Source organism: Marinomonas sp. S3726 (assembly GCF_000967665.1).
Lineage (GTDB): Bacteria > Pseudomonadota > Gammaproteobacteria > Pseudomonadales > Marinomonadaceae > Marinomonas.
In genome coordinates this window covers 350882-369248 of record NZ_JXYC01000004.1, presented here as the reverse complement: position 1 = coordinate 369248, position 18367 = coordinate 350882, and the positions used below count along the sequence as shown (strand labels likewise).

The 18367-nt window shown below is 41.4% G+C and carries 18 protein-coding genes; 5 read left to right on the top strand and 13 right to left on the bottom strand.

What is annotated here, in order from left to right:
- Positions 1-10: 10 nt before the first annotated feature.
- The 7 genes from TW85_RS02875 to radC all read right to left on the bottom strand — a co-directional run bounded on the left by TW85_RS02875 (position 11) and on the right by radC (position 6424).
- The gene (locus TW85_RS02875) at positions 11-1108 is read right to left on the bottom strand and encodes an ABC transporter permease (RefSeq protein WP_046015562.1); all 1098 of its coding nucleotides are present in this window, start codon (positions 1106-1108) and stop codon (positions 11-13) included.
- Positions 1105-2664, bottom strand: a complete 1560-nt coding sequence (locus TW85_RS02870; protein WP_046015561.1) for an ABC transporter ATP-binding protein — start codon at positions 2662-2664, stop codon at positions 1105-1107. Before TW85_RS02870 ends, TW85_RS02875 begins: the two co-directional genes overlap by 4 nt.
- 304 nt (positions 2665-2968) lie before the next feature.
- Complete coding sequence (locus tag TW85_RS02865) at positions 2969-3961, bottom strand: BMP family ABC transporter substrate-binding protein (protein ID WP_046015560.1); 993 nt, start codon at positions 3959-3961, stop codon at positions 2969-2971.
- A 261-nt stretch (positions 3962-4222) separates the two neighbouring features.
- A complete protein-coding gene (mutM, locus tag TW85_RS02860; RefSeq protein ID WP_046015559.1) occupies positions 4223-5038 on the bottom strand; it encodes a bifunctional DNA-formamidopyrimidine glycosylase/DNA-(apurinic or apyrimidinic site) lyase in 816 nt (271 codons plus the stop codon).
- Positions 5039-5145: 107 nt separating this feature from the next.
- Positions 5146-5316 (bottom strand): 50S ribosomal protein L33, encoded by a 171-nt coding sequence (gene rpmG / locus TW85_RS02855; RefSeq protein WP_009834226.1) that lies wholly within the window; start codon positions 5314-5316, stop codon positions 5146-5148.
- 11 nt (positions 5317-5327) lie between these two features.
- Complete coding sequence (rpmB, locus tag TW85_RS02850; protein ID WP_046015558.1) at positions 5328-5564, bottom strand: 50S ribosomal protein L28; 237 nt, start codon at positions 5562-5564, stop codon at positions 5328-5330.
- Between the two features lie 185 nt (positions 5565-5749).
- A complete protein-coding gene (radC, locus tag TW85_RS02845; RefSeq protein ID WP_046015557.1) occupies positions 5750-6424 on the bottom strand; it encodes a DNA repair protein RadC in 675 nt (224 codons plus the stop codon).
- A 109-nt stretch (positions 6425-6533) separates the two neighbouring features.
- Here radC and coaBC point away from each other — a divergent pair, with 109 nt between their 5' ends.
- The 4 genes from coaBC to slmA all read left to right on the top strand — a co-directional run bounded on the left by coaBC (position 6534) and on the right by slmA (position 10100).
- The gene (coaBC, locus tag TW85_RS02840; RefSeq protein ID WP_046015556.1) at positions 6534-7748 is read left to right on the top strand and encodes a bifunctional phosphopantothenoylcysteine decarboxylase/phosphopantothenate--cysteine ligase CoaBC; all 1215 of its coding nucleotides are present in this window, start codon (positions 6534-6536) and stop codon (positions 7746-7748) included.
- Positions 7749-7779: 31 nt separating this feature from the next.
- Entirely contained in the window at positions 7780-8238 is a 459-nt protein-coding gene (dut, locus tag TW85_RS02835) for a dUTP diphosphatase (protein ID WP_046015555.1), read from the top strand.
- Between the two features lie 294 nt (positions 8239-8532).
- Entirely contained in the window at positions 8533-9438 is a 906-nt protein-coding gene (gene argB / locus TW85_RS02830) for an acetylglutamate kinase (RefSeq protein WP_046015554.1), read from the top strand.
- 68 nt (positions 9439-9506) lie between these two features.
- Positions 9507-10100: a nucleoid occlusion factor SlmA gene (gene slmA / locus TW85_RS02825; protein WP_046015553.1), complete on the top strand. Its 594-nt coding sequence runs from the start codon at positions 9507-9509 to the stop codon at positions 10098-10100.
- Between the two features lie 75 nt (positions 10101-10175).
- Here slmA and pyrE read toward each other — a convergent pair whose 3' ends face one another.
- Positions 10176-10823, bottom strand: a complete 648-nt coding sequence (gene pyrE, locus TW85_RS02820; RefSeq protein ID WP_046015889.1) for an orotate phosphoribosyltransferase — start codon at positions 10821-10823, stop codon at positions 10176-10178.
- A 118-nt stretch (positions 10824-10941) separates the two neighbouring features.
- On the opposite strand from pyrE, the gene TW85_RS02815 reads away from it, so the two are divergent.
- Entirely contained in the window at positions 10942-11718 is a 777-nt protein-coding gene (locus tag TW85_RS02815; RefSeq protein WP_046015552.1) for an exodeoxyribonuclease III, read from the top strand.
- 62 nt (positions 11719-11780) lie between these two features.
- Here the strand turns inward: TW85_RS02815 and TW85_RS02810 are convergent, their stop codons facing one another.
- From TW85_RS02810 to TW85_RS25295, 5 genes are all read right to left on the bottom strand, one after another.
- Positions 11781-12686 (bottom strand): D-hexose-6-phosphate mutarotase, encoded by a 906-nt coding sequence (locus tag TW85_RS02810; RefSeq protein WP_046015551.1) that lies wholly within the window; start codon positions 12684-12686, stop codon positions 11781-11783.
- 230 nt (positions 12687-12916) lie between these two features.
- Positions 12917-13876, bottom strand: coding sequence for a diguanylate cyclase (locus TW85_RS02805; protein ID WP_046015550.1), 960 nt, complete (start codon positions 13874-13876; stop codon positions 12917-12919).
- The gene (locus TW85_RS02800) at positions 13876-14886 is read right to left on the bottom strand and encodes a response regulator (protein WP_046015549.1); all 1011 of its coding nucleotides are present in this window, start codon (positions 14884-14886) and stop codon (positions 13876-13878) included. Before TW85_RS02800 ends, TW85_RS02805 begins: the two co-directional genes overlap by 1 nt.
- 317 nt (positions 14887-15203) lie before the next feature.
- Positions 15204-16373: a GAK system CofD-like protein gene (locus tag TW85_RS02795; protein WP_046015548.1), complete on the bottom strand. Its 1170-nt coding sequence runs from the start codon at positions 16371-16373 to the stop codon at positions 15204-15206.
- A gap of 5 nt (positions 16374-16378) precedes the next feature.
- Positions 16379-18349, bottom strand: coding sequence for a GGDEF domain-containing protein (locus TW85_RS25295; protein ID WP_052701798.1), 1971 nt, complete (start codon positions 18347-18349; stop codon positions 16379-16381).
- Positions 18350-18367: the final 18 nt, after the last annotated feature.

Below are 18367 nucleotides of genomic sequence, written 5' to 3'. Positions count from 1 at the left end.
CTGCTATCTCCTAAGCTGCTGAAGTACGGGTGAAGAAAGCTTCAACACGATCTTTACACATATGTTCTAGTGCACCAGAGAACAGGATAACTAGACCTTGGATCACAACTACGATTTCTGGTGTGATGCTTGGAATTTCAAACGCTAACTCTGAACCACCTTGATAAAGCGCACCAAATAATATCGCGGCAAGGATAATTCCGACTGGGTGATTACGACCCATCAGAGACACAGCAATACCAGCAAAACCAAAACCCGCGGTAAAGTTAAGCAATAGACTGTGCTGAACACCCATGATTTCGTTCAGGCCAACAAAACCAGCCAAAGCACCCGAAATCAACATAACCCAAATAGTCACCTTGCCATTATCAATACCCGCATAGATAGCAGCAGTTGCGTTAGTTCCTACGGTACGTAACTGGTAACCCCAGCGTGTATGCCATATCAAGCCCCAAATCAGAACACAGCAAATTAGCGCCCAAAGGAAAGAGGCATTAAGCGGTGATTGCTCAATGTTAATACCAATGGCTGCTAGCATTTCATGCATGTATGGCAGCCAAGCAGATTCTTCGAAAGTACGGCTGTTAGGAGACATACGACCTTCCTGTTTAAGCCAGTTCACCATCAGATAAACCATCAAAGAAGACGCAATAAAGTTAAACATGATAGTGGTAATTACCACGTGACTACCACGACGCGCACTTAGATACGCAGGGATATACGCCCAAGCAGCACCAAACGCAGCACCACCAATAATAGCTAGCGGAACAATCACGTAGAAAGGCATAGTTTGGTCGAATGCGAGACATGCCAGTCCCACACCTAAACCACCTATATAAGCCTGTCCTTCACCACCAATGTTGAAGATACCGGCTTTAAAAGCGATGGATACAGCTAAACCAGTGAAGATAAGGTTAGTGGCATAATACAGGGTATAGCCAATGCCTTCTTCATAACCAAAGGCACCGTACACTAGGTAGCCTGCGGCTTCGATTGGGTTTTCACCTATGGCTAAAATAACCAAGGCTGAGACCAAAAAGGCCAACATAATATTAATAAACGGAATAAGGGCAAGATTCACCCAAACCGGAACTTTCGGCTGACTCATGCTTGGCCTCCTGCTGTTTCTTCTTCGTTCAAGGCGTTTGCCATCATCAAGCCAAGTGTGCGTTCATCCGCTTCCTTAGCATCAATTTCGCCCACAACCGCGCCATCAAACATGACGATAATTCGGTCACTTAAGGCCATAATTTCATCCAGTTCTACAGAAACCAGTAAGATCGCCTTACCTGAGTCTCTCAATTTAACAATTTCTTCATGGATGTTTTCGATCGCACCAATATCCACACCACGTGTTGGCTGGCCAATCAATAACACATCTGGGTTTTGCTCTACTTCACGGGCAATAACAATCTTTTGCTGGTTACCACCAGAAAAGTTAGCCGTTTTCAAGAAAGGATCCGCAGGACGAACATCCCACTTTTGCATACGCTCATTACACTCATCTAACATAGCTTTACGGTCTAATAGGATTTTACCGTTATACGCCTCAGAGTTGTGGTAACCCAAGATAGCCGCTTCATAAGCTTCAAAGCCAGTGACTAGGCCCATCTTATGGCGATCTTCTGGCACATGGGCCATTTTTAGATCACGCATTTGCGATGCATTTTTCTTATTCTTGGCGGTAATCACTTCACCATTGAAATGAATCTCACCGCCAGTCAGTGGCGTGATACCAGATAAGGCATTTAACAATTCGCTTTGGCCGTTACCAGATACACCGGCAATACCAACTATCTCACCCGCTTTTAACTCAAGGCTGACATCTTTAAGGCGCTTAACCCCTTGCTCATCAAACCAGCTTAAGTTTTTAGCAGAAAGGGCTACGTTTGTTGGTTTCGCCTCTTCTTTATCCACCACTAGTCGAACTTTCTTACCGACCATCAGTTCTGCAAGTTCTTCTTTATCCGTCTCAGCCGTTACCCTGTGGGCAACCATTTGGCCTTGACGCATAACAGAGACATTGTCTGTTGATGCCATGATTTCACGTAGTTTGTGAGTGATAATCATGACTGTCACACCCTGCTCTTTCAGGGATTGTAGAATTCTAAACAGGTGATCTGCTTCTTGTGGGGTTAATACCCCTGTCGGTTCATCCAAAATTAGGATTTTCGCACCACGATAAAGTGCTTTTAAGATTTCAACTCGTTGTTGTAAACCAACGGGTAAATCTTCAACAACCGCATCCACATCAACATCTAGATTGTATTCTTGTTCTAGTCGCTTCAACTCTTTACGGGCAGCGTCTAAACCGCCTTTAAGCATGGCGCCACCTTCGGCACCTAGAACAACATTTTCTAGCACTGTAAAGTTTTCAACCAACATAAAGTGTTGGTGAACCATACCAATGCCGAAACGAATAGCATCTTCAGAGGTGCGGATATTAACAAGCTCACCCCCCACTTCAATATCACCAGAGTCTGCTTCGTAGAAGCCATAAATGATGCTCATTAAAGTGGACTTCCCTGCGCCGTTTTCACCAATAATGCCGTGAACCGTGCCAGCAGGGACTTGAAGACAAATGTCTTTATTGGCTTGGACTGCTCCAAAGCGCTTACTAATATCGCGCAATTCGATCGCGTATGGGCTTGTAGTATTATTCATAAGAATTTGTGATTTATCTGCGGTTAATTATAGATAGCCATTTTTAACATTGTTCAAAATACACTCAGAACAAGGATCTAGCCACCTTAGTTTGCTGCATTTATTTATTGATGAACTAACACCTAACTTTATACAGGCTGATAATCTGACTTAAAAAGAACTTAATCTTTATATAAGGGCTAAGCATTAGCGTCTAATGTGCTATCTGCAACAAAAGTTTCTTGTAAACACATTAGTTTCAGAAATTTATTCTAAGCAAAAAAAACAGCCGTCTGCTTATGACAGACGACTGTTTCTTATTAGATTAGATGTCGCAAGAGTTGTTGGACATGTAATCATGAACTGAGATAGTTCCATTTACGATATCAGCACGGATAGCTGAAATTTTTGCTTTCATCTCGTCTGATACAAGCGCTGCGTTGTTGTTATCAAGCGCCCAATCAACACCACCTTCAGCAAGACCTAGTACAGTCACACCAGGTGCCCAAGAACCGTCTTTCGCTGCTGTATAAGCATTGTAAGCCGCAAGGTCAACACGCTTAACCATAGAAGTTAGCATAGTGCCTGGTTGAATGTGGTTTTGGTTTGAGTCAACACCGATAGCGAATTTGCCATCGTCTTTCGCTGCTTGGTAAACACCGATACCAGTACCACCAGCGGCTGCGAATACTACGTCTGCACCTTTAGAGAATTGACTCTTAGCCAATTCAGAACCCTTAGTCGGGTCATTGAAAGCAGAAGGAGTAGAACCAGTCATGTTTTGGAATACGTCTGCGTTAGAAGAAACGTATTTAACGCCTTGCTCGTAACCACAAGCAAAACGACGGATAAGAGGAATATCCATACCACCAACAAAACCAACTTTGTCAGTTTTAGATGCCATAGCCGCTAATGAACCTACTAGGAACGAACCTTCGTGCTCTTTAAAGACGATAGATTGAACGTTAGGCAAGCCAACAACCATGTCGATGATGGTAAATTTAGTGTCAGGGAAGTCTTTAGCAACTTTTTCAAGAGCAGATGCCATAGAGAAACCCACAGCAACGATTGGAGAGTGTCCACGTTTCGCCAAACGACGAAGACCCTGTTCAACCTGAGCTTCGTTTTTCGGTTCAAATTCACGAACCTGTACACCAGAATCCTGAGTGAATTTAGTAATACCGTTGTAAACACCTTCGTTGAAGGATTTATCAAATTTACCCGCTTGGTCGTATACGACAGCAGGTTTGATATCTGCAGCTTGAGCCGAAGCTGCAATTGCTAGCGCCGTAGCGGATGCAAGAAAGACACCTTTCATTAGAATTCCTCTTGTAGTTATTAGTATGTTTGTAACAGCATTTTAAAAAGATGCTGCCTAACTGGTCAAAAATAAACTTATTACACCATTATCGCAATCCAAAGTGACATTAAAGCAGGGAAAAACCCATTAAACTTAGTCGATTTGTGTTTTTTTACTACATAATCGTGTAATTTGAGACCAGTTCAGGTTCCAACGTGAATCAGCATATCAAAAATTTTTCCAATTGGTAAAACTTTTTTTCAACTGTTTACAAAATAATCATCGCTGACATTCTTTACAGTAAACCGTGCTTCTCTGTCCCAGTCGGATTTCAAGCAAGTCTGTCTCGCACTTAACGCAAGGTAAACCTGCTCGCCCATAAACATTCAGTGATTGTTTAAAATAGCCAGGTTTTCCATCACCACCTACAAAGTCCTTCAACGTTGTACCTCCTTGTTCAATTGCCCTAGCTAACACTAGCTTGATGCAATCTACCAAGACAGCCAAGCGCTTTGCACTGACTTGTCCGGCCCTTCTATTTGGTTTAATTCCAGCCATAAACAAGGCTTCGTTGGCGTAGATATTTCCCACACCAACCACTTGTTTGCTGTCCATAATAAAGGTTTTCACTGCCTGAGTTTTTCCTTTAGCTCGGGCAGCCAAATAAGATCCTGTAAAAGTATCTGATAGAGGTTCAGGTCCAAGACTTTTTATTAAGCTGTGTTCAAGCCAATCCTCTTGTGTCCAGAGAATGGCGCCAAAACGTCTTGGATCTGTATATCTTAACCATTGGCCTGAACTGAGTTTAAAATCCACATGATCATGAAATAAAGGGGGAGTCTCTGCCGGTACTAAATACAAGCTACCTGACATTCCCAAGTGGATAATAATGGTGCCTTTCGCCGTATGAATGCCTATGTACTTACCTCGACGCGAGAGGGAAGTCACTTTTTCACCCGCTACTTGATCAACAAACTCTGGCGTGATCGGCCAACGAAGTTGCGCCTGACGTATTTCGACATCAAGGATATGCTGGTCTTGTAGATGGGGCTGGATACCACATTTAGTGGTTTCGACTTCTGGTAATTCAGGCATGGTGAAGGTTATTTTGACAGTTTATCTAGGTAGCCCAAATTATAGGGGCTGTTACCTATACAAAAAAACCGGCCTAAGCCGGTCTTTTTTGTATAAAGAATTGAAAATTATTTAATTTTCGCTTCTTTGTACATTACATGCTTACGAACAACAGGATCGAATTTTTTAAACTCCAATTTATCAGGAGTATTTCGCTTGTTTTTATCCGTAGTGTAAAAATGGCCAGTACCAGCAGATGATACCATGCGAATTAGATCGCGAGCGCCTTTAGATGCCATGGTTCAGCTCCTTATACTTTTTCGCCGTTAGCACGAAGGTCAGCAAGAACTGCTTCGATGCCTTTTTTATCGATAATACGTATACCTTTAGAAGACACACGTAGGCGTACAAAGCGATTTTCGCCTTCTACCCAAAAACGGTGCCAGTGAAGGTTTGGCAAAAAACGACGCTTAGTGCGACGCTTTGAGTGAGAAACGTTGTTACCCGTAACTGGGCGTTTCCCTGTAACTTGACATACGCGAGACATAATATAATACCTTATATTGCTATCCAGAATTGTTGGAAGTGTGCTTCACTCCCTCAGGCGGAGCATGACTTGAAATAAGTCAAAAATATCCCGTACCGAGGAATAGCGGCGCGAATTCTCCCATAACCCTTGGTGCTTCGCAATTAATTTGTTAAAAAATGATCAACTAAAGCACAATTTTTCCTTCACACATGACCTCTTTCAGCCAAAGAAATAGGCTTTCCATCCCCAATCACAAAGTGATCGAGCAGGTTAATATCCATAAGCGAAAGGGCTTGTTGCAGTTTTTGCGTGATATAAATGTCTGCTTGGCTGGGCTCAGAGACGCCAGATGGGTGGTTATGGGCAAGAATGCAGGCTGCTGCGTTATATGCCAGCGCCATTTTTACCACTTCCCTTGGATAAACTGCCGCCGCATCTATGGTGCCATAAAAAAGCTCTTGGTAATGAATTAACCTATGCTGGCTGTCTAGAAACATAACCGCAAAAGTCTCTCGACTTGCCAACCTTAACTTGGCTTTTAAAAAGAGCTGCACACTATCAACACAGGTAAAGACGTCATCTTTTTCTAACGTCTCATGAAGATAGCGTTTACTCATCTCAACTACCGCTTGAAGTTGCGAAAACGTTGCTTCGCCCAACCCTAAGCAGGCACAAAATTCTGATTTAGAGGCTGAAATTAAAGCCTGCAAACTGCCAAAATGCATTATCACTCGACGCGCTAGCTCAACTGCATCAATTCCTTGCGTGCCTGTACGCAAAAAGATCGCCAAAAGCTCAGCATCAGATAAAGCTTGCGCTCCTTGTTTTATCAATTTCTCCCTCGGTCTTTGCGCCTCAGGCCATTGCTTGATACCCATGAAGTCCTCCTTGATCCATGTTAATCTTGCTAATTTGAGAACCTATGCCAACTTCCTTGGTCTCAACTACTCACTTATAGTCTACAAACGAATTGAGAAGCATAGTTTTATGTCTGCACTTGCGAACAAAAAGATATTATTGGGTATTACTGGCGGTATTGCAGCCTACAAAAGCATTGAATTAGTCAGATTGCTAAAAAAAGCAGGTGCAGATGTGCAAGTAGTACTCACTGAAGGCGCCAAGGCCTTTGTTACTCCTATGACATTACAGGCGGTTTCTGGTTTACCCGTTCGCACCAGTTTATTGGATGTGGACGCCGAAGCTGGCATGGGCCACATTGAACTTGCTAAATGGGCTGACCTTATTATTATTGCCCCAGCCTCAGCAGATTTCATTGCTCGCCAAACACAAGGTATGGCAAATGACCTCCTAAGCACCCTTTGCCTTGCCACCACAGCTGACATTTGGCTTGCTCCTGCCATGAACCAAGCCATGTGGTCAAATCCAGCCACGCAAGACAATATAAAACGCTTACTCCTAAGAGGCGTAAAACTTATTGGCCCTGAATCTGGTGATCAAGCCTGTGGCGATGTGGGTTATGGCCGTATGAGTGAAGCAGCAGCCATTTTCAAAGCCCTTGAACAGAGCCAAGTAGAAGATTTGCCTTTATCCGGCCAACATTGGTTAATTACCGCAGGGCCAACGATGGAAGCCATAGATCCAGTGCGTTTCATCAGTAATCACAGCTCAGGCAAGATGGGCTATGCTTTAGCAAATGTTGCCCACTCTTTAGGTGCAAAAGTCTCTTTGGTGAGTGGACCTGTCGCTGTTAAAGCGTCTACAGAGGTTGAGCTGCATCCGGTAAAATCAGCGTTAGACATGCTTGATAAGTGTCGAGAGATTGCCGCTAATAATCAGCCAGATGTTTTCATCGGTGCTGCTGCCGTTGCCGACTTCAGATTAAAAGAAGTGGCCTCGCAAAAAATGAAAAAGCAGGCAGACTCAGATGAAATGCAACTCACCTTAGTAAAAAATCCTGATATCATTGCCACCATGGTATCTGAACAACAAGCTAAGTTTGTTGTTGGCTTTGCAGCTGAAACCCAAAACCTACTGGCTTACGCGAAAGATAAACTCACTCGCAAAGGTTTAGACCTTATTATTGCCAACGATGTTTCTCGTGCTGATATAGGATTTAACCAAGATCAAAATCAGGTCACTGTGGTCGGTAAAGATCAAACATGGACACCAGAACAAGCGGCTAAAACTGAACTAGCAAAATATTTAGTTACTCTCATTCAGAGCCAGTACCAAGTACATTAACCCAATTCATTTAGGCTTAGACATAAAGATCATGAAACAAGCGATTCAACTAAAAATTGTTAACGACAAAATTGGCACTGACATCCCTCTTCCTAGTTATGCAACAGAAGGGTCTGCAGGCCTAGACTTACGAGCTTGCCTAGACGAAGCAATTAACCTAAAGCCAGGTGAAACAACACTGATTCCAACTGGCCTATCTATTTATATTCAAGATCCAGGCCTTGCAGCGACTATCTTGCCTCGTTCAGGTTTGGGCCATAAGCATGGTATCGTTCTAGGTAACCTAGTCGGTTTAATCGACTCTGATTACCAAGGTGAGCTAATGGTGTCTTGCTGGAACCGTGGTCAAACTGAATTCACAATAGAAGCAGGCGAGCGTATTGCTCAACTGGTTTTATTACCTGTTGTACAGGCTGAGTTCGATATTGTGACTGAATTTGAAAGCAGCGATCGTGGTACAGGTGGCTTTGGTTCAACTGGTACCAAATAACAATTAGTTACACATAGCGATCAAAAACCAAGATTTCATTTTGATCGCTTCTTACTTCCCCGCAATTTCTTAACCTCTAGATACAAAAGCAAACGCGCTTAAGCCAAAGTTTCAGTAGTTTATAGATAAATATCACGTTATTATTCTCTAAGTATTCGCTTACGTGCTTAGCCCCAAAATCTAGCACTTAGCCTTACTAATATCTTTATAGCATTCTTTAAAAACATAATAATTATATGATTCTCAACAGAGTCCATGACTTTGTATGAGCTTAACTTTAGGAGCCCTAATTTCATGCCTTTAACGCGTGATTCTGCATTAGAAATTGCCAGCGTACTGAGCGAATCTTTACCTTACATACAACGTTTCTCCGGCAAGACCTTAGTTATCAAATATGGCGGTAACGCGATGACAGATCTAGCACTTCAAGCTGGATTCGCACGAGACATCGTTTTAATGAAACTGATTGGTATCAACCCAATTGTTGTACATGGCGGTGGCCCTCAAATTGGTAAGCTTTTGCAAGAACTCAACATCGAATCTAAATTCATCAACGGCATGCGTGTCACAGATACACGTACCATGGACGTAGTTGAGATGGTTTTAGGCGGTCAGGTCAATAAAGGCATAGTTAATTTAATTAATAATGCTGGCGGTAAAGCAATTGGTCTAACTGGTAAAGACAGTGGATTCATCCAAGCCAAGAAACTCTTTGTTAAGAGCCAAACAAGCCCGGGCGCAGCCCCAGAAATTGTTGATATTGGTCATGTGGGTGAAGTGGACTCTATCGATACTAGCGTACTTAAAATGCTAGAAAACAGTGACTTTATCCCTGTCATTGCACCAATTGGTGTTGATGCTGAAGGCAACTCCTACAATATCAATGCGGATTTAGTAGCGGGTAAAGTTGCAGAAGCAGTTAACGCTGAAAAGCTGATGCTACTGACCAACATCTCAGGTGTTCAAGATAAAGATGGCAATGTTTTAACCGGCTTAAGTACTGCCCAAGTTGATGCGTTGATCGCTGATGGCACCATTTATGGCGGCATGCTACCTAAAATCAGCTGCGCACTCTCTGCAGTTAACGCAGGTGTCACCAGCGCCCACATTGTTGACGGTCGTGTTCCCCATTCTACCTTGTTAGAAATCTTTACTGATGAAGGGGTTGGTACCTTAATTACCAACAAATCATTAAATTAGGCTATTAGATATTAGGTTTGTGCAAGGGACAGCTCGCCTAAAGCACTATTTTGATATTGGAAAACATTATGAGTAATAAGAAGATTGACCGTCGCACCCAGATACTTCAAGCATTGGCTCAAATGCTTGAAAGCAGCCCAGGTGCACGGATCACTACAGCAGCATTAGCAAAGCAAGTCGGCGTTTCAGAAGCGGCTTTGTATAGACACTTTCCAAGTAAAGCAAAAATGTTCGAAGGCTTGATTGAGTTTATTGAAGACAGCTTATTTTCGCGGATTAATCGTATTATTCAGGAAGAAGACGATGTACAAACTAAGGTGCAATTGATTTTACAATTAACTTTAGGCTTTGCAGATCAAAACCCAGGTATGTGCCGATTATTAACCGGTGATGCCCTTGCTGGCGAAACAGAGCGCTTACGTAAGCGGATTAGTCAGTTATTTGAACGTATTGAGACACAGATTAAACAGATTCTACGTGAAGCTGAGCTTAAACAAGGTTTACGCACTAGCATTAGCGTTGCTGCCAGCGCCAATTTATTGGTTGCTACAGCAGAAGGAAAGATTCGTCAGTATGTACGTAGCGAGTTTAAAAACAAAGCAAGTGCACATTGGCCTGAGCAATGGAAATTATTATCTCAAAACCTAATAGTTAGCTGTTAATAGCAGAGAATTAAAATACAATAGGACGTAGAGAAAACTACGTCCTTATAGGCATTAGATGCTTATTATGATTTATTAGATACCGTATTGATCACGATATGCTTTTACCGCTTCAAGGTGCTGAGAGAAAGCCTCAGAATCTTGTTCCGCTAAATAAGTCATAATGTCATTAAGAGAGACGATACTGATAACAGGCATAGCAAAGTCGCGCTCGACTTCTTGAATGGCAGACAACTCACCTTGTCCACGTTCCTGTCGATCTAGAGCGATAAGCACACCCGCTGGTGATGCATTTGCTTCAGAGATGATGGCCATCACTTCACGAATGGCAGTGCCTGCAGTAATAACATCATCAATAATCATGATGCGGCCTTTAAGTTCCGCACCAACAAGACTACCACCTTCACCGTGTGCTTTTTTCTCTTTGCGGTTGAAAACATAAGGGGTGTCTACATTATGATGATCATAAAGGGCAACAGCTGTTGTTGTTGCCAAAGGAATACCCTTATAGGCTGGCCCGAACAAAACATCGTAAGGGACATTCGCTTCAACCAAAGCGGCAGCGTAAAAGCGACCTAGTTTGGCAAGCGCTTGACCTGAGTTAAACAGTCCAGCATTAAAAAAATATGGACTCACTCGACCAGATTTAAGGGTAAATTCACCAAATTTCAGTACTCCCTGAGAAATGGCGAATTCAATAAATTCTTTTTGGTAAGGTTTCATACCTGGCTCCAAAATTGCATTAATAAACGAAAAGCGTGCTTCTAGAAGGCTCGCGAACAAAGCCTCAATTAAGATAGGCGCTAATATAACACATGGCATTGAATTGTAGGGACCAGAAATGAAGGTCATAAGCCTTAATGTAAACGGTATCAGACAAGCAGCAGATCGCGGCTTTTTTGATTGGATGGTAAAACAAGACGCAGATGTAGTGTGTCTACAAGATATTCAGGCAGAAGAAGCCAGCTTAAACGATAACGTCTTTTTTCCAGCAGGGTATAACACGTATTTTTTTGACTCATTAAATGACCCTGACACTGCAGGCGTAGCGATTTATTGTAAGAAGATGCCAAAAGCCATCATGACAGGCATAGGCTTTAGTGAATGTAACTTCGAAGGCCGATTCATTCAGGCAGACTTTGACAAAGTGAGTATCGCCTCTTTCTTGGCTCCTCATGGCTCTAATCACGAACAAGAGTTACAAGATCACAAATACGCTTTTATGGAAGGTTTTAAGAATCACCTAATTAAAACTCGCCGTAAGCGCAGAGAGTTTATCTTCTGTGGAACAGCAAATGTTGCCCGCTCTCCTATTGATGTCAGCAGCTGGTTTGTGAATCAGCGTAACTCAGGTTTCTTGCCTGAAGAGCGTCAGTGGATCAACGAGATATTTAATGAGCATGAATACATAGATGCTTATCGCCAGATCAACAAGCAAGACAAACAGTATACTTGGTGGCCAGATTATGAGCGTGCTTGGAAATTAGATGAAGGTGGTCGTTTGGATTATCAAATTACTACGCCGGGCTTAAAACAAGTAATACGCTCAGGTAGCGTATACAAAGACCAGCGCTTTGCTGACCATGCACCACTTATCATGGAATATGATATCGATTAATAAAAAAAGGGCATTTAATATGCCCTTTTTTTGGTCTTAATATTGTCCCGTCCTGAATAAGGTTAGTGCTTTTCCCATTTTACTTTTAGCTTAAGCTGATGAATCGATCCTGGTGTTAAGGTATAGGCATTGGACAATGCATTAGCGCTTTCAACACATACAAAGTTTAAGTATTCATCATCTTGTAAATCAACACGTTCTTTTGCTCTTTTCGCGCCTGGGTTCCACACCACAGTACTCACTGCGCCCTCTTGGCTTATGGTAAGAGTACGACCAAAAACAGGATCAACTAAAATACTGGTATCTGGCGTATCTAGATAGACTCGATCTAACTCGGTGCAAGGTTGAATAGAGCCAGACTGAACCGATGAAATCCCTTCAAACTTATCTTGATACTGACAGGTCTCTAAACCTTTCACTTCAGCCTGTTCACTATTACCCACATTAAAGTAAGTATGTAGTGCTTCAGAAATTTGCACATCATTATCGGATAGGTTGGCAGCAGAGAAGTTAACTTCGAAGCCATCACCTAATCGAAATACTAGCCTTAGCTCGAATGCATCCGCCCACATATCTTCAATCAGAGGATGTTGCTCTGACGCGAGCTTTAACTGAATTTTAACATCACCATTTTTAAAGTGCCCAGCTTCCGCCAGCTGCCAACGAAAGTATCGAGCAAGCCCATGGGCAGGCAAATCTTTATTCGTCTCATGCGCCCCAAACCAAGGCCAACAAACGGGCACGCCCATATGGATTCTAGAAAAACGTGAATCACGAGTTTCTTGGCTAGATTGGAACAATAGGTCTTCTTCACCTTCTGGTATGAAGCTAACCAAGTGACCACCCCAAAGTGCAATACGGGCACTAAAGCCTGGCTGTTCTATTAAAATTTCATCACAACCGCGAAGACTCGTCGGGGTTAACATTCCCCCTACCATTTCTAGTTCTTCCATCAATTGCTTGTCCATTTAACTCTCCTCAATTAGCCGAAGCAGCATATTAGCGATAAGCTCACTAAATTAATATAAGACCATTTGAGGTTTACTTAGGTTTAATTCACTAGTCTTGATATAGGTTCATATCAAACTGTCGCACCCAATAGGTAAACAGGGCCTTAAAATACAAAATATAAGGGGAACGCTTGCATAAAAAAAGCCCTGAAATAATCAGGGCTTTTTTAGCGATCATTTTTTGTATTTTATACCGCACCTTCGGAGCAATTCCCACCCTTAGTTTGTGCAGCGAATAATGCTTGATCTGCTCGACCTAACCAGTCTTCTGAAGAGGAGTCCGTCTCACGAGTTTGAGCAACACCAAAACTCATGGTTAATTTGATATCCCCTTTTGAGGTAGCAAACTTAGTGGAGGCAACGCGTTTCGCTAACCCTTGGCTATATTGTTCGGCTTTCACCTGAGTCACATTGGTTAACAGAATTGCAAACATACCACTGGTAAAGCGGCTGACAAAATCACCTGTACGTACCGACTCGCCGAGTAATTCAGCCACCTTCTCAAACACTTCATCACCCACACTATAACCATGCTCTAGATGGAATTGCCTTAAGTTATCAACTTCCATCAAGATAAGAGAATGATTGGTGCTGGTGTCTTCTTGAAAAGCAGTAAAATTGGTAGCGAGTACATGCTCAAGGCTGGTTCTGTTTTTAAGACCAGTCACCATGTCATTGCGCTTAACATAGTCCAACTTCACATTCACACTGGAAAGAGAAACTTTACTGGTAGCGATGTCAGAGACATCATAAATAACCATGCATAAGTGTTTAATTGAGCCATCAACATGGGAAATCGGTCTCAAAGTCACATTCTGGTACATCTTATCAGCCAAACTAGTAATCGGGCGATAAGAGGTAAATGGGAATAGGTGTGGCATCTGTTCCCAAGAGATATAAAACGGTGTCTTTAATGACTTAACGTTATTCAGCTTGTTCTTTAGCCATTCTGCCGGAATATTTTCAAACATAGAAAAAAGCGGCTTACCTTTAGCACTAGAAGACGTAATGCCTGAATGGTTTTCCATAAAGCCATTCCACAATTCAACCTCAAAGTCTGTATTCAGTACCACTAACCCCACATCGATTGTTTGAATCATATCAAACAGCCAATGTAGTTCTAACATTTCATCTACTGCACTCGACATTATTCGTCCTCCGATAAGTAAGAGAGTAGATTCTCAAGTGTGGCCACTGAGTCTTCTGTAAACAATAAAATCAAATCACAGCTCACTTGATAGTTTTCAACCTCATAGGTAATTTCTACTGCTAGGGTTTGTTTCCACGCGGCCTTCTTCGCATTGATAAGATGATCATTCTTAACATGTTGCCCTAATACAACAGGGTGGCTGTCGCTAAAATCAATATTTAGCTGGCGGGCTAAAGCTAAAATGAAGGGCCCAACCAAAGCCGAAGACACATCCATCAATAATTCTACTTCTGAGTTCTTATTAAGCTTCTCTTGGTAACCCAATAATTTTGCCATATCGGGAAAGCTTGAATCAGAAAATACCAATAGTGCTTCAAGCGCAATGCCTGTCGCCACAAAACCTTGAGAAACCGCTGAATAACGATTGCTTTCACCGTTATAGCCTAATGCCATTTGCAGTTCGCTCACTTCTAGCATATTCACATTAGGCACTGGCAGTTTCACAAACACGCCTAACATATCGGCAAGCACACTAGCGGCACGACCCATAGCAACGTTCGAGACTTCTTGCAGACAATCGTTTAATGAGAACTCTATGCCCTCATCTTCCATGGTTAAATGAGAATCATCATTTGACTCATCGCCCATAAAGCCATGTTGTTCAAGAGCCGCACGTATTATGTCTTTCGTGGCAGGCTTTTTAAGGAAATCAATTGCCCCCAATGACTTAACTCTTTCAAGCGCTTGTGCTTGAACATCACCAGACACGACGATCACCTTGGTCGCCATTTGAGCTTGTTGCATTCTTTCTAGGGTTTGATAACCATCAAGCACAGGCATGTTTAAGTCTAAAAACATTAAACTTATGTCTTCACTTCCCAGAATTTCTAATGCTTGCTCACCATGTTCAGCAAACAAAATTGTGACCGTCCAATCTGCCGGCAACAACTTTGAAAGCTGTTTTCTCGCTACACTGGAATCATCACAGATAAGAACTTTGGCACTCATGAAATCTCACTTTAGGTATAAAACTATTAGGCTTAAACCATTAACTTATGAATATTTAAACTATATATTGATATGCTTATTTTGCACGTTTATTAGAATTTAAATTAAACTTTAACGGTTACTAGCGGCAATAAACAGTAATGGAAAGTACACTTGGTTATCATTTGTAACCATCATCAAGCAGGTAAGGATAAATTAATAATTTGCTTAGCGAACTGTGTCATCCTTAATGGCCGCTATTATGCTTATTTCCTGTTCAAAAACTAGTCAAAGCCATCCAATAAGGCCAATTATTTACAATAAAATATCAAAAAAACTCAGAGTATCGAGATTAACGCTTCTGATAACTTATTTTCATGATATTTATGCGCTTTTTCATCCGCAATATCCGCTCTTATTATTGTAACGCCTAAAGCTTCAATTTCATTTAGCCCTGTATAAGAAAGCTTTTCATCGATTAATAAAAAATCTAACGCGCCTAATGAGCCGTGTTCATTTTCCCCTTTATGAACAAACCGAATTATAGTTTCTACCTGTTGTAACAAGGTTAAGCCATATTGTTCAGGATCATTTCCTAAGTTAGGAATATAAATTTTAGGGTTAGGGTTTGCTAAAATAGCCTCAGCAACGCCTTCTGGCACCAAGTTAATTAAAACACTGCTATAAAAACTACCAGGCGGATAACAAATTAAATCGGCGTCTTGAATCATTTTATGCCTATCATGGCCTAACTTAACCACAGCAGGTTTAGAACTTATTAGATTTTGCGTTAAATAGATTTCTTTTACCGCAGAAGAGATGGCACCACATTCTTTACCTGTCATCCTATGTTGACCCACCAAGGATTCACCATTTTCTAACAGGGTCACCATATGGTGCGAGGTATCCGTAATCGTCTTCACTTCTCCTAGCACTTTGACTAAGCGTGAGAAAAGAAAAATAATAGGATCTATTTTTTGCTCATTATTTAAATATCCACCTGCAATGATGAGATTCCCAATACTGGCGCCTCTTAAATCAAAGTCCTGGCTGATACTTGCATTCGTAATTGAGAGTTGAGTCTGAATAAGCTCTTTTAAAGGTGACGTAATTTTAGTCATAAAAGGGTGTTCACCAGACTCCAACCTTTGTAGCTCTTGCCTTAAGGTCTGATTGTCCTGATCTGGATTCAAACGATAATGAAACAAGTCATAAACATCAGGCTGACCTAATACGGTTTCATCGGCTAGAGCCATCAGGCGGCTACGTATATCGCCCACAGCAGGCATATTAAATTCATCACGCAACTTGGCCGAACTACCACCAGAATCAAACGGGGTAACCAAATGAATAGAGTTATGGGTATAGTTTTTGAGAGAACGGCTGATTTTATTTAATGCAGAGCCGCCACTAAAAAATAAAATACGCGGCCCCAATTCAGGCATTTTTTGAGACCTACCGATACGAATAGGATCAGGAATTTGCAATTTTCGCCAAATACTTGGCATAAAGACTAACCTTCTAATTCCAATGGGGTACTTTGGTCGATTAATTGATTACGGCCACTACGTTTCGCTATATATAACCTTTGATCGGCTAATTCAAAACAGGCTCTTGGGTGAGTCACTGTTGGCTCATCTTTAATCGCAACCCCTATACTAACCGTTACTCGCTTAAACTCAGATGTTTTATGGATAATATTTAAATCGTGTACCTGATTAATAATTCGCTGGGCTATATCACTGACATCCTCAGGAGAGCGATCAAACAGCACTAATAGGAACTCTTCACCGCCATAGCGCAAAGCCACATCCTTATGTTGGCAGAAGCTTGCAATAGTTTGAGCCACAGCTCTCAGTGCATCATCACCACTTTGGTGCCCATAGCTATCATTATAAGCTTTAAAGTTATCAATATCGCACACTAGCATGGCGAAGGATTCATCTGCCGATTGCTGCTCCAATAAATCCAAAGTAGAAGCATAAATTTTACGATTATATAAACCTGTTAAAGCATCTTTTTGCGACTCTTTTTCCACTAACGAAATCGTTTCCTTAAACTCTTTCGCAGCATTTTCTCTATCGGTTACATCGACAAGACTAATCAGGCTAGATTCCTTACCTTCCCACAGAATAGTCACGGAGGAAACATCAAACCACCTCTGCCAAGACTCACTGTAAAAACTCTTTAAAATAATGGAACTTGTATGCCTAATCAGTCCATTGCGAGTAATGGCTTTGGAAATTTCGGCAGGAAGCTCACCCACATTGCGCATTTCAGTGCGATCAAATAATCGAGGGAATGACTGATTGTGATAAACAATTTGCTCATCTTGCACAATCGCAATCCGTAACTTTGAAAATTTAATAACATTAGCAAGTTGCTCACTTGCCTGCTTTAGCTGATTACGTTGACTATCAATTGTGGTGAGATAATTACTCAATTGAAATGCAATATCGCCAATTTCGTTTTTCAGATCGAAATTTTGTAGGTCATACTTATTTAAGTTGCCCGAGCGAATCAAATTGCTCAGCATAATCAGACGTGAGAACAAGATCTCTTTTAGATAAAGCAAAGATAAAACAAAGAGAATTAAGCCAAAAACGATAATCACAAAATAATTAAAACGAGTCTGATCTATGGTTGATATCAATTCATTTGCTTTGGTTTGTACTTCCTGACTTTTCTGGTCAAACAAGCGTAAACTGTCTTCAGTTATACCATCCAATAGAATTTGATTCTGGGTGGTAATGCTAGATAGCTCCTTACGCTTCTCCTCCCTTACTTTAAGTTGATAAAACAGGCCAACATCGCCCATTATTTGCTGCAACAACGCCTGATCATCTGCTTCCAATAAGTGTTTAGAAGCTTTGTACTTTTCAATAATTCTTTTTATCTTTTTTTCAGAAGCTGAGATTTCAAATAGTTTTGTGCTCGAGGATAAAAGCGAGATTTCTTTTGAAATAGGAATCCAAATTTGACGGTGTAATAAGCTGCCATTTTCCATACTATCCAGTGAATTGGATAGAATTAGCTTAATGTTTTTCGCTACTTGCTGGCTTTTAATAATGTGTTGATTTTGAATATGAGATGTCGCCTCTAAACTCTTCGTTAGCTTCATTAAAATCGCTAAAAGATGTTCTGTAGACTCGCTATCGCTAAGACGTTCTAACTGTTGTGCGAGTCCTTTCAGCAAATAATTAATTTCAGCCGACACAATACGTAACTCTGCCTGAGAGTCTGACTCAGCCATTTGCGTCATCAAGCCAGACAAGGAAGTAACTTGTATTTGTATTATTGAGGCAGCTTCCATAATTGGCAGCTGCTCTTGTGTATTATGGACTATGGTATTTTCAAAGGTTTGTAACCTATCCATAGAAATCCAATTCATCATACCAATGCAAGCAAACATGAGCACAAAACCAACTAACATTTTGAATTTCAAAGAATGGAAAAAATGTTTTGGTAATGATTCAAACTTCATTAGAACTCCTGAGCTAAC

Coding starts and splice junctions, on each gene's coding strand:
- TW85_RS02875 (WP_046015562.1), bottom strand. CDS start 1,108: ATGAGTCAGCCGAAAGTTCCGGTTTGGGTGAATCTTGCCCTTATTCCG.
- TW85_RS02870 (WP_046015561.1), bottom strand. CDS start 2,664: ATGAATAATACTACAAGCCCATACGCGATCGAATTGCGCGATATTAGT.
- TW85_RS02865 (WP_046015560.1), bottom strand. CDS start 3,961: ATGAAAGGTGTCTTTCTTGCATCCGCTACGGCGCTAGCAATTGCAGCT.
- mutM (WP_046015559.1), bottom strand. CDS start 5,038: ATGCCTGAATTACCAGAAGTCGAAACCACTAAATGTGGTATCCAGCCC.
- rpmG (WP_009834226.1), bottom strand. CDS start 5,316: ATGGCATCTAAAGGCGCTCGCGATCTAATTCGCATGGTATCATCTGCT.
- rpmB (WP_046015558.1), bottom strand. CDS start 5,564: ATGTCTCGCGTATGTCAAGTTACAGGGAAACGCCCAGTTACGGGTAAC.
- radC (WP_046015557.1), bottom strand. CDS start 6,424: ATGGGTATCAAGCAATGGCCTGAGGCGCAAAGACCGAGGGAGAAATTG.
- coaBC (WP_046015556.1), top strand. CDS start 6,534: ATGTCTGCACTTGCGAACAAAAAGATATTATTGGGTATTACTGGCGGT.
- dut (WP_046015555.1), top strand. CDS start 7,780: ATGAAACAAGCGATTCAACTAAAAATTGTTAACGACAAAATTGGCACT.
- argB (WP_046015554.1), top strand. CDS start 8,533: ATGCCTTTAACGCGTGATTCTGCATTAGAAATTGCCAGCGTACTGAGC.
- slmA (WP_046015553.1), top strand. CDS start 9,507: ATGAGTAATAAGAAGATTGACCGTCGCACCCAGATACTTCAAGCATTG.
- pyrE (WP_046015889.1), bottom strand. CDS start 10,823: ATGAAACCTTACCAAAAAGAATTTATTGAATTCGCCATTTCTCAGGGA.
- TW85_RS02815 (WP_046015552.1), top strand. CDS start 10,942: ATGAAGGTCATAAGCCTTAATGTAAACGGTATCAGACAAGCAGCAGAT.
- TW85_RS02810 (WP_046015551.1), bottom strand. CDS start 12,686: ATGGACAAGCAATTGATGGAAGAACTAGAAATGGTAGGGGGAATGTTA.
- TW85_RS02805 (WP_046015550.1), bottom strand. CDS start 13,876: ATGTCGAGTGCAGTAGATGAAATGTTAGAACTACATTGGCTGTTTGAT.
- TW85_RS02800 (WP_046015549.1), bottom strand. CDS start 14,886: ATGAGTGCCAAAGTTCTTATCTGTGATGATTCCAGTGTAGCGAGAAAA.
- TW85_RS02795 (WP_046015548.1), bottom strand. CDS start 16,373: ATGCCAAGTATTTGGCGAAAATTGCAAATTCCTGATCCTATTCGTATC.
- TW85_RS25295 (WP_052701798.1), bottom strand. CDS start 18,349: ATGAAGTTTGAATCATTACCAAAACATTTTTTCCATTCTTTGAAATTC.